This is a genomic window from Thalassolituus oleivorans MIL-1 (assembly GCF_000355675.1).
In the GTDB taxonomy this organism is placed as follows: Bacteria; Pseudomonadota; Gammaproteobacteria; order Pseudomonadales; family Oceanobacteraceae; genus Thalassolituus; species Thalassolituus oleivorans.
The window spans coordinates 2,815,014-2,840,794 of record NC_020888.1; the positions used below are offsets into that span (position 1 = coordinate 2,815,014).

Annotated in this window: 25 protein-coding genes; 12 read left to right on the forward strand and 13 right to left on the reverse strand. The window is 46.9% G+C overall.

Features of this window, described 5'->3' with window-relative positions; all coding sequences use genetic code 11:
* Positions 1-16: 16 nt before the first annotated feature.
* Genes TOL_RS12920 through TOL_RS12935 form a run of 4 tightly spaced genes read left to right on the forward strand, consistent with a single transcriptional unit; the run spans position 17 to position 3,768 of the window.
* Positions 17-1,063: an aliphatic amidase gene (locus TOL_RS12920; protein ID WP_015487790.1), complete on the forward strand. Its 1,047-nt coding sequence runs from the start codon at positions 17-19 to the stop codon at positions 1,061-1,063.
* A gap of 16 nt (positions 1,064-1,079) precedes the next feature.
* A complete protein-coding gene (locus TOL_RS12925; protein ID WP_015487791.1) occupies positions 1,080-2,153 on the forward strand; it encodes an AAA family ATPase in 1,074 nt (357 codons plus the stop codon).
* A complete protein-coding gene (fmdA, locus tag TOL_RS12930; RefSeq protein ID WP_015487792.1) occupies positions 2,146-3,378 on the forward strand; it encodes a formamidase in 1,233 nt (410 codons plus the stop codon). The genes TOL_RS12925 and fmdA overlap by 8 nt, the downstream gene beginning before the upstream one ends.
* 15 nt (positions 3,379-3,393) lie before the next feature.
* Positions 3,394-3,768 carry an FmdB family zinc ribbon protein gene (locus TOL_RS12935; protein ID WP_015487793.1) on the forward strand — a complete coding sequence of 125 codons (375 nt, stop codon included), beginning with the start codon at positions 3,394-3,396 and terminating at the stop codon, positions 3,766-3,768.
* 366 nt (positions 3,769-4,134) lie between these two features.
* On the opposite strand, the gene TOL_RS12940 is transcribed toward TOL_RS12935, so the two are convergent.
* The gene (locus TOL_RS12940) at positions 4,135-6,018 is read right to left on the reverse strand and encodes a DEAD/DEAH box helicase (RefSeq protein WP_015487794.1); all 1,884 of its coding nucleotides are present in this window, start codon (positions 6,016-6,018) and stop codon (positions 4,135-4,137) included.
* Between the two features lie 247 nt (positions 6,019-6,265).
* On the opposite strand from TOL_RS12940, the gene ppnP reads away from it, so the two are divergent.
* Positions 6,266-6,547, forward strand: coding sequence for a pyrimidine/purine nucleoside phosphorylase (gene ppnP, locus TOL_RS12945; RefSeq protein WP_015487795.1), 282 nt, complete (start codon positions 6,266-6,268; stop codon positions 6,545-6,547).
* Between the two features lie 26 nt (positions 6,548-6,573).
* On the opposite strand, the gene TOL_RS12950 is transcribed toward ppnP, so the two are convergent.
* A complete protein-coding gene (locus TOL_RS12950; protein WP_015487796.1) occupies positions 6,574-9,246 on the reverse strand; it encodes a bifunctional diguanylate cyclase/phosphodiesterase in 2,673 nt (890 codons plus the stop codon).
* A gap of 301 nt (positions 9,247-9,547) precedes the next feature.
* Here TOL_RS12950 and TOL_RS12955 point away from each other — a divergent pair, with 301 nt between their 5' ends.
* Positions 9,548-9,805: a DUF3820 family protein gene (locus TOL_RS12955; RefSeq protein WP_025264918.1), complete on the forward strand. Its 258-nt coding sequence runs from the start codon at positions 9,548-9,550 to the stop codon at positions 9,803-9,805.
* On the forward strand, positions 9,805-10,530 hold the full coding sequence (locus tag TOL_RS12960; RefSeq protein WP_051052416.1) for a glutamine amidotransferase-related protein: 726 nt from the start codon (positions 9,805-9,807) through the stop codon (positions 10,528-10,530). Before TOL_RS12955 ends, TOL_RS12960 begins: the two co-directional genes overlap by 1 nt.
* A 68-nt stretch (positions 10,531-10,598) precedes the next feature.
* Here TOL_RS12960 and TOL_RS12965 read toward each other — a convergent pair whose 3' ends face one another.
* Positions 10,599-10,841: a GNAT family N-acetyltransferase gene (locus TOL_RS12965; RefSeq protein WP_041588501.1), complete on the reverse strand. Its 243-nt coding sequence runs from the start codon at positions 10,839-10,841 to the stop codon at positions 10,599-10,601.
* 28 nt (positions 10,842-10,869) lie between these two features.
* A complete protein-coding gene (locus TOL_RS12970; RefSeq protein ID WP_015487800.1) occupies positions 10,870-11,181 on the reverse strand; it encodes a DUF3301 domain-containing protein in 312 nt (103 codons plus the stop codon).
* Positions 11,182-11,296: 115 nt separating this feature from the next.
* Here TOL_RS12970 and TOL_RS12975 point away from each other — a divergent pair, with 115 nt between their 5' ends.
* Positions 11,297-11,578, forward strand: coding sequence for a peptidylprolyl isomerase (locus TOL_RS12975; RefSeq protein WP_015487801.1), 282 nt, complete (start codon positions 11,297-11,299; stop codon positions 11,576-11,578).
* A gap of 135 nt (positions 11,579-11,713) precedes the next feature.
* On the opposite strand, the gene TOL_RS12980 is transcribed toward TOL_RS12975, so the two are convergent.
* From TOL_RS12980 to TOL_RS12990, 3 genes are read right to left on the reverse strand one after another with little or no spacing between them, the layout of a single operon-like run.
* On the reverse strand, positions 11,714-12,886 hold the full coding sequence (locus TOL_RS12980) for a sodium ion-translocating decarboxylase subunit beta (RefSeq protein WP_015487802.1): 1,173 nt from the start codon (positions 12,884-12,886) through the stop codon (positions 11,714-11,716).
* A 9-nt stretch (positions 12,887-12,895) separates the two neighbouring features.
* Positions 12,896-14,662: a sodium-extruding oxaloacetate decarboxylase subunit alpha gene (gene oadA / locus TOL_RS12985; protein ID WP_015487803.1), complete on the reverse strand. Its 1,767-nt coding sequence runs from the start codon at positions 14,660-14,662 to the stop codon at positions 12,896-12,898.
* Positions 14,663-14,721: 59 nt separating this feature from the next.
* Complete coding sequence (locus TOL_RS12990; RefSeq protein WP_015487804.1) at positions 14,722-14,967, reverse strand: OadG family protein; 246 nt, start codon at positions 14,965-14,967, stop codon at positions 14,722-14,724.
* A 167-nt stretch (positions 14,968-15,134) separates the two neighbouring features.
* On the opposite strand from TOL_RS12990, the gene TOL_RS12995 reads away from it, so the two are divergent.
* Entirely contained in the window at positions 15,135-16,178 is a 1,044-nt protein-coding gene (locus TOL_RS12995) for a tRNA dihydrouridine synthase (protein WP_015487805.1), read from the forward strand.
* Here the strand turns inward: TOL_RS12995 and cmoB are convergent, their stop codons facing one another.
* From cmoB to rpe, 6 genes are all read right to left on the reverse strand, one after another.
* A complete protein-coding gene (gene cmoB / locus TOL_RS13000) occupies positions 16,179-17,207 on the reverse strand; it encodes a tRNA 5-methoxyuridine(34)/uridine 5-oxyacetic acid(34) synthase CmoB (RefSeq protein ID WP_015487806.1) in 1,029 nt (342 codons plus the stop codon).
* A 6-nt stretch (positions 17,208-17,213) separates the two neighbouring features.
* Positions 17,214-17,939, reverse strand: a complete 726-nt coding sequence (gene cmoA / locus TOL_RS13005; protein ID WP_015487807.1) for a carboxy-S-adenosyl-L-methionine synthase CmoA — start codon at positions 17,937-17,939, stop codon at positions 17,214-17,216.
* A gap of 79 nt (positions 17,940-18,018) precedes the next feature.
* Entirely contained in the window at positions 18,019-19,812 is a 1,794-nt protein-coding gene (locus TOL_RS13010; RefSeq protein WP_015487808.1) for a sensor domain-containing diguanylate cyclase, read from the reverse strand.
* 248 nt (positions 19,813-20,060) lie between these two features.
* Positions 20,061-21,587 carry a DNA recombination protein RmuC gene (locus TOL_RS13015; protein WP_015487809.1) on the reverse strand — a complete coding sequence of 509 codons (1,527 nt, stop codon included), beginning with the start codon at positions 21,585-21,587 and terminating at the stop codon, positions 20,061-20,063.
* Entirely contained in the window at positions 21,580-22,305 is a 726-nt protein-coding gene (gph, locus tag TOL_RS13020; RefSeq protein WP_015487810.1) for a phosphoglycolate phosphatase, read from the reverse strand. Before gph ends, TOL_RS13015 begins: the two co-directional genes overlap by 8 nt.
* Positions 22,298-22,972 (reverse strand): ribulose-phosphate 3-epimerase, encoded by a 675-nt coding sequence (gene rpe / locus TOL_RS13025; RefSeq protein ID WP_025264907.1) that lies wholly within the window; start codon positions 22,970-22,972, stop codon positions 22,298-22,300. The genes gph and rpe overlap by 8 nt, the downstream gene beginning before the upstream one ends.
* 141 nt (positions 22,973-23,113) lie before the next feature.
* On the opposite strand from rpe, the gene TOL_RS13030 reads away from it, so the two are divergent.
* The 3 genes from TOL_RS13030 (at position 23,114) to TOL_RS13040 (ending at position 25,764) form a co-directional block, all read left to right on the forward strand.
* Positions 23,114-24,358 (forward strand): alpha/beta hydrolase family protein, encoded by a 1,245-nt coding sequence (locus tag TOL_RS13030; RefSeq protein ID WP_269450313.1) that lies wholly within the window; start codon positions 23,114-23,116, stop codon positions 24,356-24,358.
* A gap of 66 nt (positions 24,359-24,424) precedes the next feature.
* Positions 24,425-25,027 carry a hypothetical protein gene (locus tag TOL_RS13035; protein ID WP_015487813.1) on the forward strand — a complete coding sequence of 201 codons (603 nt, stop codon included), beginning with the start codon at positions 24,425-24,427 and terminating at the stop codon, positions 25,025-25,027.
* A complete protein-coding gene (locus TOL_RS13040) occupies positions 25,027-25,764 on the forward strand; it encodes an oxygen-binding di-iron domain-containing protein (RefSeq protein ID WP_015487814.1) in 738 nt (245 codons plus the stop codon). The genes TOL_RS13035 and TOL_RS13040 overlap by 1 nt, the downstream gene beginning before the upstream one ends.
* The last annotated feature ends 17 nt before the right edge of the window (positions 25,765-25,781 follow it).

The following is a 25,781-nucleotide window of genomic DNA, read 5'->3' on the forward strand; positions in this document are numbered from 1 at the left end:
CTTTTAGGAGCCCATCATGAGACACGGTGATATTTCTAGTAGTCCGGATACCGTTGGTGTTGCAGTTGTTAACTACAAGATGCCACGCCTACATACCAAGGAAGAAGTATTAGCCAACGCTGCCAATATTGCCGACATGATTGTCGGTATCAAGCAGGGGTTGCCTGGCATGGACCTAATTGTATTTCCCGAATACAGCACCATGGGCATCATGTACGACCATGATGAAATGATGGCTACTGCGGCTACTATTCCGGGAGACGAAACCGCTATTTTTTCTGCCGCCTGTAAAAAGGCCAATACCTGGGGGATTTTTTCACTGACTGGCGAACGTCACGAAGAACACCCTCACAAAGCACCTTACAACACTCTAATTTTGATTAATAACGAAGGTGAAATCGTTCAAAAATATCGTAAGTGCATACCTTGGTGCCCAATTGAAGGCTGGTATCCCGGTGATCGCACTTACGTGAGCGAAGGCCCTAAAGGCATGAAAATCAGCCTTATTATTTGCGACGATGGTAACTATCCTGAGATTTGGCGCGACTGTGCCATGCGCGGTGCCGAATTAATCGTTCGCTGCCAAGGCTATATGTACCCTGCCAAAGAGCAGCAAGTCATGATGGCGAAAACCATGGCATGGGCTAACAATTGCTATGTTGCGGTTGCTAATGCCACCGGTTTTGATGGTGTTTATAGCTACTTTGGGCACTCTGCTTTAATAGGATTTGATGGTCGTACATTAGGAGAGTGTGGCGAAGAAGATATGGGCGTGCAATATGCTCAACTTTCAGTTTCACAAATTCGTGACGCGCGCAAAAACGATCAATCGCAAAATCATTTATTCAAATTATTGCACCGCGGCTATAGCGGCGTTCACGCCTCCGGTGATGGTGATAAAGGCATCGCCGACTGCCCATTTGAGTTTTACCGCACTTGGGTAATGGATGCAGAAAAAGCCCAGCGCGACGTCGAAGCGATGACCCGTGACACCATTGGCGTAGCCGACTGTCCGGTCGGAAACCTACCCGTAAGCGAACGTGAACGGGAGGCCGGCGAGTAATCGCCGGACGAGAGCCGTGGTATTTATCACCGATAAACTCGAACAAAATCGCCGTGCACAACCTTTGTGTACGTCGCGTTTTGTATTCGATCCTAGTGAGATCGAAGGCGCTCTGCGCGCTAGAATTATCGGCCAAGATGAAACCATCACTCGCTTTAAGCGTCAGCTCAGCGTGGTTAAAGCAGGGCTGCAAGATGATCGTAAGCCACTATTAAGCACCCTATTTTTAGGCTCGACAGGTGTGGGAAAAACGGAATTTGTCCGCACCGTCGCTAAAGCCATTCATGGTAATAGCGAGGCTTTTTGTCGCATTGATATGAATACCCTATCGCAAAGCCATTACAGCGCAGCGATCACTGGTGCGCCCCCGGGTTATGTTGGTAGTAAAGAAAATTATTCATTATTTAATGAAGACCACATTGCAGGCACGAGTACCCGTCCCGGCATCGTTTTGTTCGATGAAATCGAGAAAGCAAGTGCCGAAGTGGTTCGTAGCTTAATGAACATATTGGATTCCGGTTCACTCACCCTCGCATCCGGTCAGAAAACGCTGAAATTTAATAATACTTTGATTTTCATGACCAGTAATATTGGCGCGATAAAAACTAAGACGTTCATATCCAAAGCTCGACAAAGCTTTTCTCAGAAGTCTAGAAAGGCAACTTTTATTAGAGCGTTAGAGCGTCATTTTGATCCCGAATTTATCAATCGTATTGGCAGTGTTAATTGCTTTAACGATCTTAGCATGACATCCATTCCGGATATCATCGAAAACTTAGAAGCGGAACTTAATCAACGCTTAAAAGCCCGCAATATTGCTATCGAACTTGACCCATCTGCGCGCACCTTAGTGTGCTCTGCTGGGTTTAACAAACGCTATGGAGCTCGCGATATTCAACGACAGTTCCAAGCACTTGTATTAGAGCCACTCGCTCAATTTTTACTCAGCGCTGCGGATGATCAATGTCGATTTATCTTCGGTACTGCTACAGCCAATAAAATTACGTTTCAACCGACCTTACTCAACGAATTTTCACGTACGAGTAAACCAGTGGCCTCTCGGCCGTCACAGGAGAAGACCCATGACTGATACCATTATTAAAATCGATTTAAGTAAATCAGCGTACGATCACGATAATGTTCACAATCGCTGGCACCCTGACATTCCTATGGTTGCTAAGGTGAAACCCGGTGATGACTTTATCGTCGAATGCTTTGACTGGACAGGCGGACAGATCAAGAACGACGACGACGCTTCTGACGTGCGTGATGTCGATTTATCTCAAGTGCACTTTTTATCTGGTCCTATTGCTGTTGAAGGCGCACAGCCCGGTGATTTATTAGAAGTCGATATTTTAGACATCGGTGCATTTACCGAACAACAATGGGGCTTTAACGGCTTCTTTTCTAAAAAGAACGGCGGTGGATTTTTAGACGAACACTTCCCTGAAGCACAAAAATCCATTTGGGATTTCAACGGTATCTACACCAGTTCACGTCACGTACCGGGCGTTGAATTTGCTGGTATTTTACACCCAGGCCTAATCGGTTGCTTGCCATCACGCGATATGCTGGATAAGTGGAACACGCGTGAAAAAGAATTGTTCGACACTGATCCAGATCGTACGCCAACACTTGCTTGCTTGCCGTATGCACCGACAGCACACATGGGCCGCATGCAAGGCGACGATAAAGCTGCAGCAGCTGCTGAAGGTGCTCGTACCGTACCGCCACGCGAGCATGGTGGTAACTGCGATATTAAAGACCTAACCCGTGGCGCAAAAATCTACTTCCCAGTATATGTAGATGAAGCCGGTCTATCGGTTGGCGATTTACACTTTAGCCAAGGCGATGGCGAAATCACCTTCTGCGGTGCAATTGAAATGGCTGGCTGGATTCACATGCGTGTGAATTTAATTAAAGACGGTATGGCTAAATACCAGGTTAAAAACCCAATCTTTAAGCCAAGCCCATTAGTACCTAAGTACGACGACTATTTAATCTTCGAAGGTATTTCTGTTGACGAAAATGGCAAGCAGCACTTCTTAGATACCACCGTTGCGTATCGCCAAGCCTGTTTGAACGCCATTAACTACATGGAGCTATTCGGATTCTCGCGTGCTCAGGCTTACGCCATTATTGGTTGTGCACCGATACAAGGTCACATTAGCGGCGTGGTCGACGTACCGAACTCTTGTGCGACCTTATGGTTACCAACCGATATCTTTAAATTCGATATTAAGCCTAACGCTAATGGCCCGACTAAATTCCTCGACGGCTCGGTCGATATTCCACTAGCGCCTGATTTGGATTAATAAGGGGAATTAAACATGCCTTTATACGATTATAAATGCACTCAGCATGGTGTTTTCCAAGAACTTGCGTCAATGGAACACCACGATCATCCGGCTAAATGCCCACAATGTGCGCAGTTATCTGCGCGTGTTGTGATGATCCCACCGCATATTGCGGCCATGATTAAAGAGAAAAAAGAAGCCATGGAGCGTAATGAAAAAGCGCAACATGAACCCGACTTCATGACCTCAACACAATTTCATGAACGGGAAAAAGAAAAGCAAGAGCGTGCCGCACACGGCAAACACAAAGGTTGTGGCTGCGCGCCGAAACGCCCGAGCAATTTATTGTGGACCGCTGATGGAAATAAAATGTTTCCGTCTATGCGCCCGTGGATGATAAGTCATTAATGTCTAGGGATTAGACATACCCCGCAATGCCCTTTGCCTCGGTTCGCCGGGGCTTTTTTGTTTTTTGCGGCTAACGCCGTAGGTTTTTTTCCCTAGAGCAAGCCCAATATGAATAGAAAATGTATTCTTTTCTGTAGGAGTCACTCAGGGAGCGCCAGCGAGCAGTGACGAATTAATACGCGGAAAATTACATCGCGACTACGAACAAAAAGCGTTCGTTGAATCGCTCCTACAAATCAAAAATCCGCTTCGAATTCATCAAGCTTCAAGCATATCGTCTCGTGCGTCTGCGCCAGCAGCTAAAAAACCATAAACAGCATCCAAAAAAAAGCGGCCCGAAGACCGCTTAATTTAATTCACTAACAATTACGCTTCGCGACGCTTACGCTGCGGAGGACGTGAATCACCACGTGAATCATTACTGCTACGTGGCTTGCCACGACCGCCAGCACCACCAGGCTTGCCTGAGCCACCCGCACGACGCGGTGGAGCAGAGCGACCTGTTGATTCAGGAATGTCACTTTCTTTGTAAGTCTTGATGCTCAAAGGACGACCACATACGCGTGCTTTACGCAGGGTGTTCATCACTGGTTCTGGCATACCTGCTGGTAAATCGATCACAGAATAATTTTCAAAAATTTCAATGTGACCAATAAAACGGCTTTCTAAATCGGCTTCGTTCGCGATAGCGCCAACAAGGTTACCTGGCTTCAAGCCATCGTCGTAGCCAATGCCAACCATGTAACGTGCCATCGCCATATCAGGGTTACCTTTTAATGGCATAGGCGAAGCGCTGGCTGGCATTTTGCTGCGTGGAGCACCACGTTCGCGTTCACCACTGCGCTCACGACGCTCGCCACGTTCTGGGCGGTCGCGTGATTCACGGCTATTTTGTTCTTGCGCACGTTTTTGTGCACGTGCATCTTCTTGTTCGTCGATGAACAATGGCTTATCGCCTTGCACCATGCGAGCAATCGCGGCTGCAACATCCATCGCATCCACCGGGTGTTCGCTCAAGATCTTTTCGATCATTTCGCGATACACTTTGTTTTTCTCTGGGTGCAGGCTATCTAAAACGCGTGCTTGGAACATAACACGACGTTTTTCGTTAACCATTTCTGCCGATGGTAGTGGCATTTCTTCAATAGGCTGACGAGTAGCACGTTCGATATCACGCAACATACGCTTTTCACGGCCACGTACGAAGACAATGGCTTCACCATTACGACCGGCACGACCAGTACGACCAATACGGTGAACGTAGGATTCGGTATCTTGTGGAATATCGTAGTTGATAACGTGGCTGATACGCTCAACGTCCAAACCACGAGCGGCAACGTCAGTTGCAACAATAATATCCAACTGGCCTGCTTTTAAGCGTTCTACCGCTTTTTCGCGTTGTGCTTGTGGAATATCACCGTTTAATGGTGAACATTTAAAGCCGTTACTGACCATAAACTCTGCAACTTCTTCTGTTGCTTGCTTGGTACGTACGAACACCATCATGGCGTCAAATTCTTCGGTTTCGGCAATACGCAATAACGCATCATTTTTATGTGCGCCACCGACAAACCAATAACGCTGACGAATTTTATCGTTGGTCGTCGTTTTGGTTTCGATTTTTACTTGTACTGGATTATTCAGGTGAGTTTCAGCAACACGCTGAATCTCACGCGGCATAGTCGCAGAGAATAAAGCAACCTGACGGCTGGCTGGGGTTTGTTCCAGAATCCAGTTTACGTCGTCGATAAAGCCCATGCGCAGCATTTCGTCCGCTTCGTCTAGAACAACGGCTTTAATATCAGCCAAGCTCAACGTACCGCGACGTAAGTGATCCATTACACGGCCAGGAGTACCAACAACCCATTGTGGGCCACGTTTCAAATCACGTAGCTGGCTGCCGTAATCGGCACCACCATAAATAGCAGTTACTTCAATGCCCGGCATGTGACGGCTATAGGTTTTAACGGCTTCAGCCACCTGTTGCGCCAGTTCACGCGTTGGTGCTAACACCAATACTTGTGGGCTTTTAAAGTCGGCTTGAGTGCGAGCCAAGATAGGTAATGCGAACGCAGCCGTTTTACCGGTGCCGGTTTGTGCCATACCCAGTACGTCTTTGCCTTCAAGCAATGGCGGAATACTGTGTTCTTGGATAGCAGAAGGAGTTTCGTAACCCAACTCTTCTAGAGTGCGAAGAATAGGAAAAGGAAGGCCCAGGCTTGCGAAGCCTGTGCTGATTGTATCGGTCATATTGTCACCTGTGTGCAGACGGGGAAGGGCTTTGCCGCTAACTGGTTAGCTCTGCTAACACGCTGCTGACACGGGTGAGCCCGACTCATCATTGTTCAAAAGGGCGCAAAGTATATAGGAAATTTTACGCCACTGCTCAGGTTTTTTTCATGTAAACGAAATATTTACGTGATAACCCTACTCTGCCTCTCTGCAAAGCACCATAGGATGCGTATAATCGCGACCTCACTTAATAGGAGTACGTATCGTGCTGAAAGTTAACGAATATTTTGACGGCAAAGTAAAATCAATCGCTCTGCAAACCGCGACTCTACCGGCCACTGTCGGCGTAATGGAAGCGGGCGATTACGAATTTGGCACGAGCCAGAAAGAAGTAATGACGGTTGTTTCAGGTTCTATGGATGCTTTGCTGCCTGGCGCCACTGAATGGGCAACCTTTAACCAAGGCGACTCATTTGAAGTTGCCGCCAACGTAAAATTTCAAGTGCGTATGGCTGGTCAAACCGCTTACTTCTGCACTTACGAGTAAGCCGCTTAAAAAGAACTAAAGGCCATTTAATGGCCTTTAGTTTTTTCTAACTTTAACTCAGCTACAGGCACGGGTTTACTAAAATAAAATCCTTGGTAACTTTCGCAACCATTGTCACGCAAGAAATTCAATTGAGCTTCCGTTTCCACACCTTCCGCCAGCACCTGTAATCCCAAACCTTTCGCCATATGAATAATGGTTGTAGTAATGACGCGACCTTCGTCTTCGTCCTCAACGCTTTGTACAAAACTGCGGTCGATTTTTAATTTATCAACCCGATAACGATGCAGATACGCTAACGAAGAATAGCCCGTACCAAAATCATCAACCGCCAACATCACTCCAAGCTCTTTTAAGCCATTAATAGTGTCGAGAACTTGAGTACTTGGCTCTAGTAAAGCACCCTCGGTAATTTCAAGTTCCAACCAACTAGGATCAATTTGTGTTTCATCCAGCAAGCGCCGTAAACGCTCGACCAAACCACCGGCAACAAAGGTTGGCTGGGATATATTCACCGCAACGATCATGGGTTCGAAGCCTTCATTTTGCCAGACGGCAATTTGATGACAGGCCACACGTAACGCCCAGCCGTCCAACTCAGGCATTAAGCCATTATCTTCGGCAACGGGTAAAAAACGACCTGGCGCAATGATACCTTCTTGTGGATGATGCCACCGCATTAAGGCTTCAACACCCACAATATGGCCATCAATTAAACAAACTTGAGGTTGATAATAGAGTTGTAATTCATTGTCGTGCTGCAATGCACCGCGCAACTGATTGCCAAGTTCTAAACGATCCGACACCGCTTGAGTCATATCATTTGAATAAAACTGATAATGATTACGCCCATGCTGCTTCGCCTGATACATAGCGACATCAGCATTACTCAATAATTGAGTCACATCTGAGCCATGATCTGGAAATAATGTAATCCCCAAACTGGCACCAATATAAAGCTCTTGGCCGACGCCAACATCAAATGGTGTGCGTAATAGATTCAAAATAATGTCAGCAACGTTACTCACCTGCTCATGAGAAATAACATTTTCTAACACCACTACGAAATCATCACCACCTTGGCGAGCAACGGTATCGCTATCACGCAAACGCTGGCGCATACGCTGAGCAAATTCCTGCAACAAACGGTCGCCCGCGGGATGGCCAAGGCTGTCATTAATATGTTTGAAATGATCGAGGTCAATGGCAATAACACCAACTTTACGACCCTTCTGTGTTGCTACATTAACAGCCCCTTCAAGACGGCTTAATAGCAGAGCACGATTCGGTAAATTGGTAAGCGAATCATAATTAGATAAGTGCTCCAATTGCTCTTCTGATTCTTTGATGCGAGACATGTCGGAAAAAACACCGACATAATTAGTGACACGGTTTTGCGCATCTTTCACTTCGGTAATCGTTAGCCACTGCGGATAAATCTGACCATTTTTTCGACGATTCCAAATTTCACCGCGCCAGTAACCACGTTCCTGGACGGATCTAGCAATACCTTCATAAAAGGTTTTGGAATGACGGCCCGAATTTAGTAAGGAAATTGATCGGCCAAGGACATCAGCTTCTTCAAAGCCTGTAATGGAAGTAAATGCAGGATTAATTGCCTCAACTCGGTTTTGCGAATCGGTGATCACCACCCCTTCCATCGTCGATTCAAACACGGTCATTGCTTGTCGTAAGCGGTGTTCTTTCGCTTGTTGTTCAGTAATATCTTGAATAGAACCAACTCGACCAACTAACTTACCACTATCATCAACAATAACTTCGGCACGACCATGGATAACTTTCACCGTGCCAGATTCAGTGACGATTCGGTATATCATGTCGGACGGTTTATGCTGCTGCATACTCTCAGTTAAAGTTTGCGCTACACGCTCACTATCATCAGGATGCACATATTCAAAAAACCGAGACAAACTCACCGTTGTTAACGTTTCTTCTTGTTCAAAAATCACCGCAGCTTGGGGCGTAATAACAATGACATCGTTCAACACATCATCTTGCCAACTACCAATATTCGCTAAGCGCTCAGTTTGTCTTAGTAATTGCTCTCTATCCTCTAGCTGGCTCATCATAGTGAGACGGTCTTGAACTAAAAAACAAAGCTGCGCGAAGGTAGCTAGTAATGCTTGACGGCGATTACTCAATGGCGGCTGATTTTGCTCAAAACTAATTAACAGAAAGCCAACTGCGCCTTCCTGACCGCTCACTGGAAGCAAAATAGCATTATCAGAGTCTAAAAGGTTTAGTAATTCTACATCCGCAGGTATCGCTGCCGCACGTCTAAGGACTTTCGAACCGCCCATTTCATAGTGCCGTTCGGTATTTAAATCATTACGCCAATAGTTGTTGAGGAGTTGTGGCAGCTCCTCAACGTCTTTTGCACCGATACTAACCAATAATTCAGAAACAGATTCACCATCATCAGCAACGAAAACCAATGCGCTCCGCGCCTTCAAATAACGAGCAATATGAAGCAGCGCACCTTCGATATCCGCATGTAACGTTTCAGTTCGTGTGGTTAAAAAAACACGTAAGCAACGTTCTAAAATTGTCTCTAGACGGATTTCACCACTTTCTGAACGAACGACACCTAGTGAAATTCCTTCTTCTGCTTCACGCTCAATCCGAGACCACCCTTCACTAACAAAAGAAGAATCTAGAACCGGTTTAACGGCATTCATGCAACTACTCCACGAATCTCACACTCGCCAACGGGGGCTATTTTACTCAAGTGCCGACCTCACAAACCCTTATACAACTCGGGGAAAACTAGATGGCACTTTGCCACGATGCATCATTGTCGTAGAAAAACAGTGTAGACCATCCATAATGACAATTATAAAAATAGGCACAATTTTCTCACCAATAATGTCAATTTGCGACATAAGTTATCCTGTAAGGTCGATATTTACTAGTAATTTTGGCTTGCTTGAGCAGCCGGCCCACCTCATCATGGTAGGCAACTATCAAGGGTGACGAACTGTGTTTGATAAGAATGATCTGCTATTACTGATCACAACGACAATGCCCTTCGGCAAGTATCAAGGTCGTGTCCTAATGGATATTCCAGAAGAATACCTACTCTGGATGAATAATAAGGGCTTCCCTCAAGGACAGCTGGGCCAACTCCTAGCACTTGCGCTAGAATTAAAAATTCATGGATTAGAGGATATTCTCACTCCGCTGCGGAAGAACAATCCACCTAACCATCAACACTCAACAGACGACACGCTGCATTAATGACTATGAAGTACCTTGGCCTGTTAGAAACAGACGATCTATATTCTGACCTTCTAGAAGACTATAAGAGTTACGGCACCATGTTTCGGCATTTTTTTAATAGCCTGCCGTCAAGGTCTCACGAGCTTCAGTACCGTCACTATCAGGTTAAGCAAGGTGAATTACCACAAACCTTCGACGAGTGTGATGCGTATTTAATTACTGGTTCCAAAACGGGCGTGTACGATAACGAACGATGGATTGAGCCACTGAGTAACTGGATCAAAGCAGCTCACGATAAAGGAGCTCCCCTAATTGGGATTTGTTTTGGCCATCAAGTTATTGCTCATAGCCTAGGCGGCTACGCTCAAAAAAGCAGCAAAGGATGGGGCGTTGGAGTACATATGACAACCATAGAACACCGTCCTGCTTGGCTAAACGACCAACGCAGTCATATGCGCCTCATTTATAGTCATCAAGATCAAGTAGAACAATTACCCCCAAAAGCGAAACGTCTAGCTGGAAGTCGTTTTTGCAATAACGCTTCTTTTTTTATCGACGACCGCGTATTAACTTTTCAGGGTCACCCAGAGTTTACCGCTGAATACTTTGTGCGCTTGCTAGAACGCCGGCGCGCAGCTATCGGCGATGAGATTTTAGATGCGGGATTTTCGAGTTTAGATCAGCCGACAGACGCTGATGATATCGGTGCCTGGATTTTAGAATTTATACAGTTACAACGTTAATAATTGATCCAGTAATAACATACCCTGCAATATTTTAATCGGCATAAAATAAAAGATTCCGATTAATTCTATTGAGGTAAAAACTTAGCAACGTACCAGCAACTTGCTTTAACGTTTAATTGTTCTGCATTAGCCCAAGCCAGTCCTACTTCAACTAGTTGCTCTGCTAAACCCTTGCCGCGCAAACGGAAAGGTACATACGTGTGGGTAAAATTAATATTCTGCCCCTCGAGCGCATACTCAAGTAAACAGGTATGCCCATCTTGTTCGATAATGAAACGAGTCTGCTCTGGCTGATGTACTACCATCATATTCTCCGGTAATTAGTCGCGTTCACTTCTATTGAACTCGATGTGGCATAAGCTGTAACGAAGCAACGCGGTATCCCTCTAGCTGGATGTAACCGGCGTAACGTTCGTCACCGGTAGAAGTAAACTCAAACGCATAGCAGCGACATAACACTGGCGTATTATCTTTGCGCCATTTAAACCGCATACTTTCTAGAATTAACGTATCGTCCAGTAACTGCAAAGCATCCGTTTCGCACTGGCGCTTTACTCGGGTCAACGCTAACGAACGTGCTCGCTGCTGCCGACTCCAACCTAAATAGAGAACGGCAAATACTGCACAAACAGCGATCAGCAATAACATGAAGCAACTCCTGCAAGGGGTATAGACTATATCGGTATGAAGCGGCGTATTTTCAAGACACGATACAAGCCATTGGCAGGTATAATACCTCAATTAAACTGACTCGGAGATTACTATGGCTCGTCGTGCCTGTGCTCGTCACATTCTGGTTAAAACGGTAGATGAAGCAAACGCCTTACTTAAGCGACTTAAAGAAGGCGAAGACTTCGACAAGCTAGCACGCAAGTATTCAACCTGCCCTTCTAAAAAGAACGGCGGCTCGCTAGGCGAGTTTAGCCGCGGCGATATGGTACGAGCGTTTGATGAAGCCGTGTTTGAAGGACCCGTCTTGAAAGTACAAGGGCCTATCAAAACACGGTTTGGCTGGCATTTGATTGAGACGATTTATCGGCAGTGATTTTGATTTGTGTTTAGATTTTACCGCGGGTTCTGTTCACTACACCCGCTCCTACGAGCAAAATCCAAGCTCACGATATCATGGGAGAATAAAAAACGGCCCACTAAGTGAGCCGTTTTCTCATCGCGCTAACGATTAACCGAAATAGCTAATCATCACACCCGCAGCAACCGCCGAACCAATCACACCAGCCACGTTAGGGCCCATAGCATGCATCAGCAGGAAGTTCTGTGGATTCGCTTCCAAGCCCACTTTGTTGGATACACGAGCCGCCATCGGCACCGCCGATACACCCGCAGAACCAATCAATGGGTTGATAGGATCTTTCGAGAACTTGTTCATGATCTTCGCCATGATAACGCCTGCGGCAGTACCCATGCAGAAGGCAACCATGCCTAGAATCAAGATGCTTAAGGTATCGAAGTTTAAGAACTTATCAGCGCTCATTTTCGAACCAACACCCAAGCCTAAGAAAATAGTCACAATGTTGATCAAGGCGTTTTGCGCTGTATCGCTCAAACGATCAACAACACCCGACTCTTTCATCAAGTTACCAAAACAGAACATACCCAAAAGGGGCGCAGCTGATGGTAACAACAAGGCAACTAGTACCAGCAAAGTAATCGGGAAGATAATTTTCTCACCCTTACTCACTTCGCGCAGCTGACTCATTTTGATCTTACGTTCAGATTCGGTCGTCAACGCTTTCATGATTGGTGGCTGAATCATAGGCACCAATGCCATGTAAGAGTATGCAGCAACCGCAATTGCACCCAATAGCTCAGGAGCCAACTTAGATGCAATAAAGATCGAGGTTGGGCCGTCAGCACCACCGATAATACCGATAGCGGACGCTTGCTGCAGGGAGAAGTCCATCACACCAATATCAGTGAAGAAGGCCGCACCAAACAAGGTACCGAAAATACCAAACTGTGCAGCAGCGCCGAGCAATAAGGTTTTTGGATTAGCCAGCAAAGGACCAAAATCCGTCATTGCACCAACACCCATGAAAATGAGCAGTGGGAATAAACCGGTTTCAATACCTGCGTGGTAAATGTAATACAACAAACCTGCCGGAGTATCGAGGTGACCATCCGCAGCGATCACTGGGCCAGCATAAAAGTCAGCACCAGGGATGTTTACGAAAATGGTACCAATCGCAATCGGCAACAACAGCAAAGGCTCGAACTGGAACTTAGGATGGATAGCTAAAAACAGCAGCACACAACCAATGCAAAGCATTGCTAGTTGCCCTAGCTCCATCTGGTATAAACCAGTGTCGTGCCAAAGGTTAATCAAACTATGCATGACAGCTCCTTAACCTAGGGTATACAGAGTGTCGCCCACTTTAACGGCCGTACCTTCTTTGGCAGAAACACTGCCAATGGTGCCGTCTTTCGGTGCGCGAATCTCAGTTTCCATTTTCATGGCTTCCAGAATCAGTACGACGTCGCCTTCTGCAACTTCATCACCTGGCTGAACCAATACCTTCCAAATATTACCTGCCAATGGCGAAGTAATTGGATCACCGCCACCCGCAGCAACAGGTGCAGCCGTTGAAGAAGCACCACCTATAGACATAGGTGCGCCATTCACCGGAGCAAGATTTGTAACATCACCACCTTCATTAACTTTAACAACGTACTCGTTGCCATCAATGTTGATCGTGTAGGTATCAGCACCTGCAGCACTTGGTGCTGGTTCGAACGCATCTGGATTACCACGATTGGCCAAGAACTTTGGCGCAACCTGCGGGAACATAGCCAGAGTCAGCGCGTCATCGATGGCATTTTCAGCCAACTTGAAGCCTTTCTCTTCAGCCAGTTTCTTAACGTCTGCTAACACTTGATCCATTTCAGCATCGATCAAATCGGCTGGACGACACGTGATGGCTTCTTTCCCATCCAGAACGCGAGCTTGTAACTCGGCATTCATAGGCGCAGGAGCCGCACCGTATTCACCTTTCAGGATGCCTTGAGTTTCTTTTGAGATCGACTTGTAACGCTCACCCGTCAAAACGTTCAGTACTGCTTGAGTACCAACGATCTGAGAAGTAGGCGTTACTAGAGGAATAAAACCAAGATCTTCACGCACGCGCGGGATTTCTTTCAATACTTCGTCGAACTTGTCAGAAGCACCCTGCTCGCGCAGTTGGTTTTCCATGTTGGTCAACATACCGCCTGGTACTTGAGCAACCAAGATACGAGAATCAGTGCCGCGTAGAGCACCTTCAAACTTAGAATACTTCTTACGAACTTCACGGAAGTAAGCAGCAATTTCCTCTAGCAATAACAGGTCGATCCCTGTGTCGCGATCAGTACCAGCCAAAGCAGCAACAACCGATTCCGTTGCCGTGTGACCATAAGTCATCGACATTGAGGAGATGGCAGTATCAACACGGTCAATACCGGCTTCAACGGCTTTCAGAATAGTCATATCAGACAAGCCAGCCGTCGCATGTGCGTGCAACTGAACTTCAAGGTCGGTCTGAGCCTTAAGGCGAGAAACCAATTCATATGCATTATATGGAGTCAGTACACCAGCCATATCTTTAATAGCAATGGAGTCTGCACCCATATCTTCAATTTGTTTTGCCAAGCTTACCCATGCTTCCAGTGTATGAACTGGGCTAGTGGTATAAGACAAGGTCGCTTGTGCATGACCGCCGTTCTTTTTAACTGCTTTTAGAGCAGTCGCAAGATTGCGCGGATCGTTCATTGCATCGAACACGCGGAATACGTCTACACCATTGGTAGCAGCACGTTCTACGAATTTCTCCACAACATCGTCAGCGTAGTGACGATAGCCCAGCAAGTTCTGACCACGAAGCAACATTTGTTGCTTAGTTTTTGGCATTGCCTTTTTGAACTCACGGATACGATCCCATGGATCTTCACCGAGGTAGCGGATGCAAGAGTCAAACGTTGCACCGCCCCAAGATTCAAGTGACCAGTAGCCGACTTGATCGAGTTTGGCAGCGATAGGAAGCATGTCATCAATGCGCATGCGGGTGGCCAGAATAGACTGGTGTGCGTCGCGAAGAACGACGTCTGTGATACCTAAAGGTTTCTTAGAATCGGACATGGATGATGGCCTTTTCTTCCGTTAACGTTGTAAACGTATGGGTTGTTATATACCGCATGCTACTTTTGGCGCGCGCGATGCTCTTTTACCGCAGCTGAAAGTACTTTCAACAATTGCGGATCTACACCTGGCTGTTTTTTAGTTACCACTTTAGCGGGAACGATTACAGGCTCAGGCGTCAGTTTAGTTACCAGCTTGGACATGAAGCCGGTTACGAACACTAGCATCGTCAAAAACACGAATACTACGCCCATACCGAAGATCATTAACTCCAAACCCTGAGATACGAGACTAGGCTCAGACATGCAGGGGGCTCCTTGTAATGTCGTATTTATACTTGTACTAGGCTTTTCGTTAGAGCAGAAAAAACCCTGCCAATAGGTTTGACAAGCCGACGTAGATTACTGAAAAGACCAATTTAAAGCAACTGCCATAAAGAAGCCAAAAGGCTTGGTTATGCAGGCTAGAGCGTATGTGGCTAGCAGAAAAAGGCCTAGATGCGTATACTCGCGCGCCTTCAGTTGCAATACGTATCCCCATGTTTACTGGCACGCTTCCCTTTTCCATACAAGATCGACCTTACATTGCGCTAGCGCCGATGGAAGGCCTAATGGATGGCGAATTTCGTGAGTTATTAACCGCTGTTGGCGGCATAGATCACTGCGTAACTGAATTCATTCGCATTACGACACAAGTGCTACCAGCAAAAGTTTACTATCGTCTGTGCCCGGAACTGCACAATAGCGGTAAGACATTGGCGGGAACTCCGGTACATGTGCAGCTATTGGGCAGCGATCCCGAAATGATGGCAGCGAATGCTGCCGTTGCAGCAAGCTTGGGCGCTCCCGCCATTGATTTAAATTTTGGTTGCCCTGCTAAAACCGTCAATCGCAGCATGGGTGGCGCAGTATTACTGCAATTCCCCGATTTGCTGCACCGCATTGCAACCCAAGTCCGTGCAGCGGTTCCTAACCACATCCCTGTCAGTGCCAAAATGCGCTTAGGCTTTAACGACAAAACCTTAGCAATAGAAAATGCTCAGGCTCTCGCTAGTGGCGGCATCCAGTGGCTCACCGTACATGCGCGCACCAAAACCGAAGGCTACAAACCACCGGCCTACTGGGATTGGATTAAACAGATAAAAGATGTAGTTACCATCCCTGTGCTCGCCAATGGCGAAATATGGACACCCGCCCAAGCCGCACAGTGCCAACAGGAAAGTGGCTCCGATGTACTCATGATTGGCCGTGGGTTAGTTTCGACACCCGATTTGGCCCTGCGCATTAAACAGCCAGATCATGTGCCTATGACATGGCAGCAACATTTAGCGCTACTGCCTTTATTGGCAACCAAACTACCGGATATTACCGATAAGCAGTTAGTGGATCGAATGAAGCAATGGCTGCATTACTTTTCGATCCAATCTGCGGAGCTAGCTCAGGTATTCGAGGATGTGAAACGTGAGCGCGACAGAGCTGCGTTTTTTGCAGCCTTGCAGGAAAGAATCGATAGCTAGCTAAGCTTCCGCAATCACCACTGCACGCAGCGGTGCCGGATAGCCTTCAGCAGTCTTGTTGATATCACTAGGATCGAGAAAATCCTTTAGCGAATTAAACGTCATCCAATCAGTGGAACGTTGTTCCTGCAGCGATGTTTGGTTCAAATCGACGATGCGCGCATTCTTGAAACCTACTCGACGACACCACAACAGCAGAGTTTCAGGCGAAGGTAAAAACCAAACATTACGCATCATGGCATAACGGTCTTCGGGCATTAGTACTTCACCTAAAGGACCATCAATGACTAACGTTTCCAATACCAACTCACCACCGGGACGCAAGGTATCGCGCAGCTCCTGCAGATGATCAATCGGCGATTTACGATGATATAAAACACCCATCGAAAATACCGTATCAAAGGCTTTTAATCGTGGCGGCACATCTTCCATTTTTAACGGCAATAAGTCAGCGGGAAGTTTACCCAATGCCACTTCAGCGTATTTTTTTACCGCTTGGAACTGCATTAAAAATAACCGCGATGGGTCAACACCAATCACGCGCGCAGCGCCGTCACCTAACATGCGCCACATGTGGTAACCCGAACCACAACCCACGTCGAGCACCACACGTCCATGCAATGGCGATAAATGTGGTGCTACACGATCCCATTTCCAATCGGAGCGCCATTCAGTTTCTATGTGTGTATCAAAGAATTGAAATGGGCCTTTGCGCCAAGGAATCAGCCCTTGCACCGCGGCTAAAACCGCCGCTTGTTGTTCATTGGAAATATTAGTACTCGTCAGAGCCAAATCATGCGCCGTTAAATCGCAATTCACTTGTTCCAAGTCAGGCAGGGAGTACAAGGCATCTAACCAACGACGCTGATCACCGTGTTCATTGTCGTGCAATACACCTTGCAATTGTTGTTCAACAACAGCCCCCCAAGGCGCAAACTTACCTTCATTTAAAAAGGAACGTAATTCGTCAAACCAAGGCAATAAAGACTCGGAGCTCGCTATATCAGCTGTCAATACATCGGTGTTCATAATAAATTATTTAATCGCTAAAAATGAGGCAAAATTAAAACACTGATACCAACGAATGACCTGAGAAAAACCAGCGGCTTTTAAACGCTGAATATGCACATCTTCGGTTTCCGGAATCAATACGTTATCAATGGCACTGCGTTTCTGCGCAATTTCCAGATCAGAATAACCATTGGCGCGTTTAAAATCTAAATGCAGAGCATCCTGCACCGGTTGTTCATTGACGTCAAAAGCCAGTTTTTCAGACAAGATTAATGCACCGCCAGGTAAAGTTGCAGCGGCGATATCTTTTAATAATTCTAGGCGGTGCTCTAACGGAATAAATTGCAAGACGAAATTTAATGCGGTAACCGAGGCATTTTCGAGTGGATAATTACAAATATCCGCACAAACAAAATGGACCGGTACATGCGCGTCATCTAAGGCTAAATAATGCTCGGCACGCTCTAACATGGATGCCGAATTATCAATACCTATGATCTGGCAATTTGTGGCTCGCACACCATGACGCATCGCCAATGTAACGGCGCCAAGAGAGCAGCCTAGATCATACAAGTTGGAGTTAGCTTGCGCATATTGACCGGCGATAACCCCAGACATAGCAACGGTTTCGGCATAACCGGGCACAGAACGACGAATCATATCGGGAAACACGCGCGCGACCGCGGCATCAAAGGCAAAGTCTGCTACTTTGCCGTGCGGTGCTTGATAGATGTTATCGCGTTCGCTCATAGGTCAGCCTAGCTGTACAAAAGTGCGACATTCTAGCCCAAGCACAGTGCGACAACCAGAACTGGCGAACGGATGCCACTCAATTCATATCATGGCGTTCATTAACAACGACACGATTGCGACCGGTATTTTTAGCCACAAATAAGCTATTGTCGGCACGCTCTAAACAATGCTCTAACGTTTCTTCAGGCAAGCGGACAGCCACACCTAAGCTACACGTAATATGAATTGTTTTGGTCTTGTATGGGAATGGATAGCTTTCTACGCGCATGCGGATACGTTCTGCCAGCATGCGAACATGAGGCAAAGACGCACCAATGGTAACGATCACGAACTCTTCACCGCCGTAGCGGTATAAGGAGTCGGAATAACGTAAGCTATCCTCAACCTCTCGGGCAAAATCACTGAGGATAGAATCACCAGCAGCATGACCAAAACGATCATTCACTTTCTTAAAATGATCGATATCAACCATGATTAATGCTACCGCTTGTTCAGACCTTGAACCATAAGCATTTAGTTCATCCATTCGAGCATCAAAGCTACTGCGATTACCCACAAGAGTAAGATGGTCGGTACGAACTTTATGACGCAGCTGTTCCATTTGTCGCTCAATCATCTCGCCATTGAGGAGCAAAACACCAAAACCATTGTCTTTCGCTTCAGAGAGATAACCAACACTGGCAAGAACAGGAAATTCATCACCACTGGCATTGCGGGCGCTGATACGAAAAGGCTGATGGGTGTAATGCGTACGATTTTGGCAATTTATAAAATGATCGAAATGTTTATCAAAACTTTCATGGGCGGATGATGCAAGTAGCTCACGTATGTGTCGCCCTTGCAAATACTCAACAGGGAATTCAAATAATTGCGAGGCACCGTCGTTAGCTAACTTAATTTTGCCGTCTCTCCCCACGAATAATACGCCTTTAGATATAGTATCTAGCAGCATAGTTAATTGAGATTGCGCCCCCACGCGCGCTTCAATTTCTTGATTAATGGAATCAAACCACTCGTCTTCGCGCCGCGAGTTCCATAAAAGAACAGAAACAATGGTCAGGCAAAAACCAGACGCCATGATGGCCAAACCAAATGATGCTGTTAAATACTCTTGGTTAACCAGTTGATGCAAGACAGCTCCCGTACCTAATGGGATAAATAAGGTTGGCAAGATGAGACGTCTAAACTGGCGAAAACCCGGACCATCATCGGGATAATGATCGGCTCCATTACGGCGCCCTACTCCCATAGCAACCGCCATATACAACAAGATGAACGACACACTCGTGTGGATCGCCATGGTCGAAAAGGCGTCAACTTTGGCTAAGTCAGAATAATCATAAATATATATAACGACCCCAGTGGTTGGGGTAAGAGCACCCAAAATAATTAAGGCGATGACCAGATTGTGAGAATGACGTCTAAGAATACTCCCGACCATCATCAACCCTGATAACAGCATGAAGGTCCAGCAGGTCGACGGAGACGAGCGTAAAGACAAAGGATCGGCTGAGTCATCCGACCAAAACCATTCATCAATACCGAGTGACATATCAAGCCAGTATTGCAGCAGGGTCAGCGCGGATAAAACGAAAACAATAGTCCCCGTTATTTTGCTACAAAAACCAAAGACGACATGGCGATCGCATATCAAACCTAAGCTCAATAAAGCAAAAAACAGCGCGGTATTGAACACCATGGCGGGAAAATCATCAGCAAATCGAGTAATCGTCGGAATAGCAGCAATCCAGCCGAGTAATACCGCAGCAGCAACCGCCAGCACCAGCAAAGCCAAAGCTCTAGCGCCTAGATTCTGGAACGCTTGCCAATTTAACTTTAAAGCCTGCTGTGATGGGGGCGATATATCCATATGAATGTGTGCGAATTAGATCCAGTAGTGAGACAGCATGTAACAGACCTTCTCATCTCAAACTGCACAAATGTGAGAATATGTATGCTTTTTGATTCTAGTCGCTTACTGAAAGAGCGCCAGCCCTGCTAGTGTAAGGTTACAAATGGCTACAAAAGGCCTACTAGGACAATGGGGGATCATGCCAACTAGGACATGACTTATTGGAGGCCGTTGCTGGTAATAAAAAACCGTTTAACTGTCGTTGATCAGTCGTCACTGTCGACGACAAGAGGCTTAAGACGCATAGATTCGTGTAAATCATGCTCGTCATTCGCTTCTTCTACGAGGTTCTTGGCCAACTCTTTTTTAACCCGAACCCCCAACTTCAAAAACTGATCCGCTTGGCTAAACAGATTACCACGTCCCGTTTTTAAAGAATTCCAAGCGCTATCCCAAGTGCCTTGTGCCGTATTCAGCTGTTTACCTAAGGTTTCCATGCGATCAACAACAATGGTTAGCTTGTCATATATCTTGCCCGCTTGCTCTGCCAGTTTCTCGGTACTCTTGTTACGGCGTTCTATTGCCCAAATACTGGCAACTGTGCGCAACGTCGCTAACAAGGTCGTTGGTGTAACGACCACGATACGACGTTCAAACGCATCATTGAATAGACTTTCATCATGCTGAAACGCCAACATAAAGGCGGGTTCAATCGGCATAAATAAGAAGACAAAGTCTGGCGAGTTGATACCTTCCAGCTGTTGATAGGCTTTTTCACTCAAACTACGAATATGGTTGCGAATGGCATCAGTATGACGGCGCGCCGCAAGTGTTCGCGCCTCATCAGTTTCTGCGGCGACATAATCGGTGTAGGCATTCAGCGAGACTTTAGAGTCGATAACGATGTGCTTACCTTCTGGTAAGTTAATAATCACATCCGGGCGAAAGCGTTGGCCTTCATCATTTTGCATACTCTGCTCACGCTGATACTCTTCGCCCGCGCGTAAACCAGAACGCTCTAGTACTCGTTCAAGTACCATCTCCCCCCAATTACCTTGAGTCTTTTTCTCGCCACGTAGAGCCGTCGTCAATGCATGAGCTTCTGTAGTCATCTGCTTATTAAGCTGATGCAGCTCGGTAATTTGTGCTTTTAACGTCGTGCGATCACGTACGTCGTCTATATGTACATCTTCGACTTTCTTTTTTAGCCCTTCGAGCTGCTCTTTAAACGGTGTTAATACCGTATCCAAACCGACGCGATTTTGCTCGGTGAATTGTTTGGTTTTTTGCTCGAAGATTTTTTGGCTAAGCAATTCGAACTCTTTCAACATCTCTTCTTTATTACTTTGCAGCAGGGCTAACTTTTCTTCGGCATGCTGTTGTTGTTGCAGACGAGTTTCTTGTTCGGTCGCCAATTGCGTTTGGCTTTGCTGCAACTGCTGCTGACTGTCACGCAGAGTGTGCTCTAACTGCTCTAATTTCGCTTGTTGCTGTGCTAATTGCTGCTGCTGGGCTATTACTCGCTCTTGCTGACGCGCTTCTTCCACTTGATAACTTTGCAGTTGCGCCAATTGTTGCTGCGACGCTTGCTGTAATACTTGATATCTTTCTTGTTCTTGTTGATATTCTTGCTGAGTTTGCATTAAAGCTTGCTGCACCCTCTGAAATTCTTCACTCAGGCGCGCAACCTTGCGACCACGCAGCAGATAACCTAAGCCACCAGCCGCAATAAATCCTAACGCCAGCAAGGCAATAACGATCTGACTTGGGTACTGATTAAACCATTCAGGCATTCTTTGGCTCCATTAAATCGAACAGGCTATTCAGTAAATAATCAGGGTGGCTAAGCGCAATATCATCGCCGTGGTTGTAACCATAAGTGACGGCAGCAGAACAAATAGCTGCGGCTTTAGCCGCTCCAATATCATGGCGTGAGTCGCCAATCATCAGTGCATTGCTCGGGGTCACATTAGCAAATTCACAGGCTTTGAATAGCGGCATTGGTGAAGGTTTTTTTTCGCTGAAGTCATCACCACAAATCAGCCTCAAAAAATGCCCCGTCCAACCCAGTGAATCAATGAGTGGTACGGTAAATAAACGCGGTTTATTGGTGATTAAAATCTTCGGCGTCGTAACACGCTCTAACCAGTCCGAGACACCAGGAAAAACACCCGTAGCTTGATGCAGGGTGGATAAATAGGCTGTATCAAATAACTGACGTGGGGTCTGTAGTTCACTGGCCGTCAATGCATTAGCGGCATCTTCGTCACCACAACTGAGTGCACGTCGAATCAGCATATCAGCACCGTTACCAATCCAATGGCTTACTTGTTGTTGACCTGCAGGCTCTCGCCCCAAAGCCGCCAGCATAGTATCCACCGCCGCCGCTAAGTCAGGCACGCTATCAATTAAGGTGCCATCCAGATCCAGCAGCACTAGTTCAGGGCCAGTATCGCCAAAGCGCTGACGAACAGCGCTATTCCATTGGACGGAAAAATCGCGATCAGGCATTAACGCTGGCGATCTCGGAGCGCATTTTATCAATCACGGTTTTATAATCCGGCGCATTAAAAATCGCAGAACCGGCAACAAACATATCGGCACCGGCCGCATAAATTTCGGCGATATTATCTACCTTAACACCACCATCAATTTCTAAACGAATATCGAAACCCGACGCATCAATTTTCGCACGCGCTTCACGTAATTTATCTAACGTATTAGGGATAAATGACTGACCACCAAAGCCCGGGTTAACCGACATCAGCAGCACCACATCGAGCTTATCCATGACGTAGTCCATATAATGCAGCGGCGTTGCTGGATTAAATACTAAGCCCGCCTTACAACCCGCCGCTTTAATCAACTGCAAGCTACGATCAATATGCTCTGAGGCTTCAGGGTGGAAAGTAATATAGGTCGCGCCGGCTTCGGCAAAATCGCCAATCATCTGATCGACTGGCTTGACCATCAAATGCACATCAATCGGTGCGGTAATACCATGATTCCGCAACGCCTTACAGACCATAGGTCCGATGGTAAGGTTAGGGACATAATGGTTATCCATAACGTCGAAATGAACCACATCCGCACCCGCGGCTAATACGTTTTCTACTTCTTCGCCTAAGCGCGCAAAATCCGCAGATAAAATAGACGGAGCAATCAAGCATTCCTTCATGAGGGCAAACCTTTCGATAACTGAGCGTTGGGGGCATTGTAATGCCTTGACGTCAGACACACTACCGCCGTCGTAGGAACACTTCTTGCTGAGTACAAACATCTAGCTCAGTTTTAAGTGGAATATCGCCCTATGTCTGCGATGAATAATGTCAACCGAAAGCCTACTTGTTTGGTGTTAGCAGCCCTATTCGCCCTGCTAATAGCGGGAGCCTGCGTGTCTCAACAAAGTTACGCGGCGGAAGCCGCTGCGAGCGATACCACAACAGACGCAACCAATAATGACTCGACTAGCGACGGTGAAACATTGCCGAAAGAAGACGAAACAGCGGCAACACCTGCCAGCATGCGCGTCATTCCCTATCCCGATGCCAACCGGCATCGCAGTGTTCTTTCATACTTATCCTTATACCAACGAGATAACGAAGCCGTCATGCTAGTAGCTGGCGAGCGATCCTTTTATGGACTCTATTTACCCGAACGCAACGGCAAAGCTCAGGGTGGCATACTGATACTTCACGATATCGATCAGCACGGCCAATGGCCCACCCTAATTACACCCTTGCGAGAGCAGTTACCTGACTACGGCTGGAATACCTTAGCCATTGAAATGCCGATGACACCCAACCCCGCCATACCGTCCCGTAGTGAGTACTCTGCAACTAGTAGCGAAACGACTGCTGTTGTAGAGGATGAGAATAGCGACGCTGGAGCCAGCGAATCCCCAGCCACCAGCGCAACTGACACAACGGCAAATCCACAAATAAAACCCGATCCCATAGATTCAGCAGGGATCAGTAAAAGCGATGAACTGGATACCACACCGCAAGACTTAGCGGCTGAGAACAATGCGCCACTGCCCCGGCTAGAACGTCTGCCGGCCTTACCACAGTCGGCAACGCCAGTTGAAGATGATGTGACAACAGAACCCAGCGCCGATGACCGCTATCGACAGCAAGTGCGCGAACAAATCCAAGCCGGAATTAATTTTTTAAATCAACGCGGTCAACTGAATATTGTCGTTATTGCTTCGGGTGAAAGCGCACCTTGGGCGGCTGATTATGTGCAGCAACAGCAACGTGATTCGAACAATGCCAAAGGCATCACCCTCATTATGGTGGATGCGCGCGAGCATCGTTTAAGCCGTATCCAGCTAAACCAGCGTCTCGAAGGCTTAGACATTCCTATGCTTGACCTAGTAACTGCCGACAATCGCGAAACGCCATTTCAGTTACAACAACGCGCCGGCGCTATGGCCCATAAACACATGCGCAAGTATCAACAGATCATCTTGCCGACATCGGCCAACAATAGTGATCTTGCGACACGTCGCATTCGTGGTTGGCTAAAAACCCATGCTGCGGGTACAGAAATTTCGTCACGCTAAGCGCAACCTTGAAATGACTCCTATACTGCTACCACCGACAGCAAGACGCTTGTCAAAGGAGGGACTGTGTCCGCACCTGTTTTTATTACTGCCGCAGCAATTTCAGCAGAATTGCATCAGGCCATGCTGGAAGCGCGAGGATTGGCGCTAACCGCCAAAAATGCCCGTGCACTTGCCGTACGAGCGGGTTCTCGTACGGTCGGATTCCGTGCAATCACAGATTTTATTGAAGAATTGGCCAGCACTATTATTCGCCAATCGCAAAATATTAATGTACTGGCCGAACACTTGTCGCAGCAAGCCGTCAACGCTTGGCGCGCCGATATGGCTAGCAAGCATTTCGATTGGGTATGTACCCAAAACAGCCGTTATCAAAACTCACTGACCGTCAGTATTAATGAATGCAAAGCGAAGCAGCTTGCGCTTTCAATTGAGCTACAAAAAGGCATTAGCTTACTAACGGATCAACTGGAAGAAAGCCGTAAACAAATTCGCACGGCCAACCTCATCGCGACGTCTAGTCACGTTGAGGCATCTTCAGCGGGCGAATTTCGCCGTCAACTGGAGGTGATAGCCGATACTATTCGCGCAACTGCCGGACAAATTGGCGCTCACTTAACCAAGGCAAATGCACTACTCAGCCAAAGCAACAAAGGAAGGAGAGCCTAATGCTTGCAACCACACTATATGAAGATGGCGACCACCGCTGGATCATGTTTGGCCGAGATCCCAAAAAGCCCCAAGGGATTATTGATACCAACCAATATTTAATTCAAAGCGGCAAACACACTATGCTGCTTGATCCCGGCGGTATTGAGTTATTCGCGCCTATGCTGTCGTCGGTATTGAAGTTCGCTCCTGCCGATCAAATAACGCATTTATTCGCCTCGCACCAAGACCCCGATATTATTTCGTCGCTGGGTTTATGGGATCAAGCTCTGCCGGATGCAAAACTATATTCGCCGTGGTTATGGGAAGGATTTATTCGTCATTTTGGCATGGAGCGCATTGAATATTGCGGTATTCCTGATGAGGGAATGACGATCACCTTGGGCAATATTCAACTACAATTTATACCTGCTCATTATTTACATTCATCGGGAAACTTCCATGTATGGGATCCGAAAGCGCAAATTTTAATGAGTGGCGATGTCGGCGCAGCACTCGAAGAAAATGATGCGCCTTTATGGGTAGATTCAATGGAGCGTCACGCACCGAAAATGCGTAAATTTCACCAACGCTGGATGCCCTCTAACGAAGCTAAGTTAGATTGGATTCGTCGGGTGCGCGGTCTTGATATTAATATTATGGCACCACAGCATGGGCGCTTATTTAAGCCGCCTTTTGTCCATGAATTTTTGGACTGGTTTGAAGCGTTGCCCGTTGGCACAGCCATTCGGGGGTAAAGCGTTAGCCTCCTCGT

What these genes read in the sequence shown, in the direction of transcription:
- TOL_RS12990 (WP_015487804.1), bottom strand. Translation starts at nt 14,967, where the DNA reads ATGTCTGAGCCTAGTCTCGTATCTCAGGGTTTGGAGTTAATGATCTTC.
- TOL_RS12935 (WP_015487793.1), top strand. Translation starts at nt 3,394, where the DNA reads ATGCCTTTATACGATTATAAATGCACTCAGCATGGTGTTTTCCAAGAA.
- TOL_RS12950 (WP_015487796.1), bottom strand. Translation starts at nt 9,246, where the DNA reads ATGAATGCCGTTAAACCGGTTCTAGATTCTTCTTTTGTTAGTGAAGGG.
- TOL_RS12940 (WP_015487794.1), bottom strand. Translation starts at nt 6,018, where the DNA reads ATGACCGATACAATCAGCACAGGCTTCGCAAGCCTGGGCCTTCCTTTT.
- cmoA (WP_015487807.1), bottom strand. Translation starts at nt 17,939, where the DNA reads ATGAGCGAACGCGATAACATCTATCAAGCACCGCACGGCAAAGTAGCA.
- TOL_RS12995 (WP_015487805.1), top strand. Translation starts at nt 15,135, where the DNA reads ATGTGGCTAGCAGAAAAAGGCCTAGATGCGTATACTCGCGCGCCTTCA.
- TOL_RS12960 (WP_051052416.1), top strand. Translation starts at nt 9,805, where the DNA reads ATGACTATGAAGTACCTTGGCCTGTTAGAAACAGACGATCTATATTCT.
- TOL_RS12975 (WP_015487801.1), top strand. Translation starts at nt 11,297, where the DNA reads ATGGCTCGTCGTGCCTGTGCTCGTCACATTCTGGTTAAAACGGTAGAT.
- TOL_RS12970 (WP_015487800.1), bottom strand. Translation starts at nt 11,181, where the DNA reads ATGTTATTGCTGATCGCTGTTTGTGCAGTATTTGCCGTTCTCTATTTA.
- TOL_RS12980 (WP_015487802.1), bottom strand. Translation starts at nt 12,886, where the DNA reads ATGCATAGTTTGATTAACCTTTGGCACGACACTGGTTTATACCAGATG.
- cmoB (WP_015487806.1), bottom strand. Translation starts at nt 17,207, where the DNA reads ATGAACACCGATGTATTGACAGCTGATATAGCGAGCTCCGAGTCTTTA.
- oadA (WP_015487803.1), bottom strand. Translation starts at nt 14,662, where the DNA reads ATGTCCGATTCTAAGAAACCTTTAGGTATCACAGACGTCGTTCTTCGC.
- TOL_RS13015 (WP_015487809.1), bottom strand. Translation starts at nt 21,587, where the DNA reads ATGCCTGAATGGTTTAATCAGTACCCAAGTCAGATCGTTATTGCCTTG.
- gph (WP_015487810.1), bottom strand. Translation starts at nt 22,305, where the DNA reads ATGCCTGATCGCGATTTTTCCGTCCAATGGAATAGCGCTGTTCGTCAG.
- TOL_RS13040 (WP_015487814.1), top strand. Translation starts at nt 25,027, where the DNA reads ATGCTTGCAACCACACTATATGAAGATGGCGACCACCGCTGGATCATG.
- TOL_RS12920 (WP_015487790.1), top strand. Translation starts at nt 17, where the DNA reads ATGAGACACGGTGATATTTCTAGTAGTCCGGATACCGTTGGTGTTGCA.
- TOL_RS13030 (WP_269450313.1), top strand. Translation starts at nt 23,114, where the DNA reads ATGAATAATGTCAACCGAAAGCCTACTTGTTTGGTGTTAGCAGCCCTA.
- TOL_RS12965 (WP_041588501.1), bottom strand. Translation starts at nt 10,841, where the DNA reads ATGATGGTAGTACATCAGCCAGAGCAGACTCGTTTCATTATCGAACAA.
- rpe (WP_025264907.1), bottom strand. Translation starts at nt 22,972, where the DNA reads ATGAAGGAATGCTTGATTGCTCCGTCTATTTTATCTGCGGATTTTGCG.
- TOL_RS13010 (WP_015487808.1), bottom strand. Translation starts at nt 19,812, where the DNA reads ATGGATATATCGCCCCCATCACAGCAGGCTTTAAAGTTAAATTGGCAA.
- fmdA (WP_015487792.1), top strand. Translation starts at nt 2,146, where the DNA reads ATGACTGATACCATTATTAAAATCGATTTAAGTAAATCAGCGTACGAT.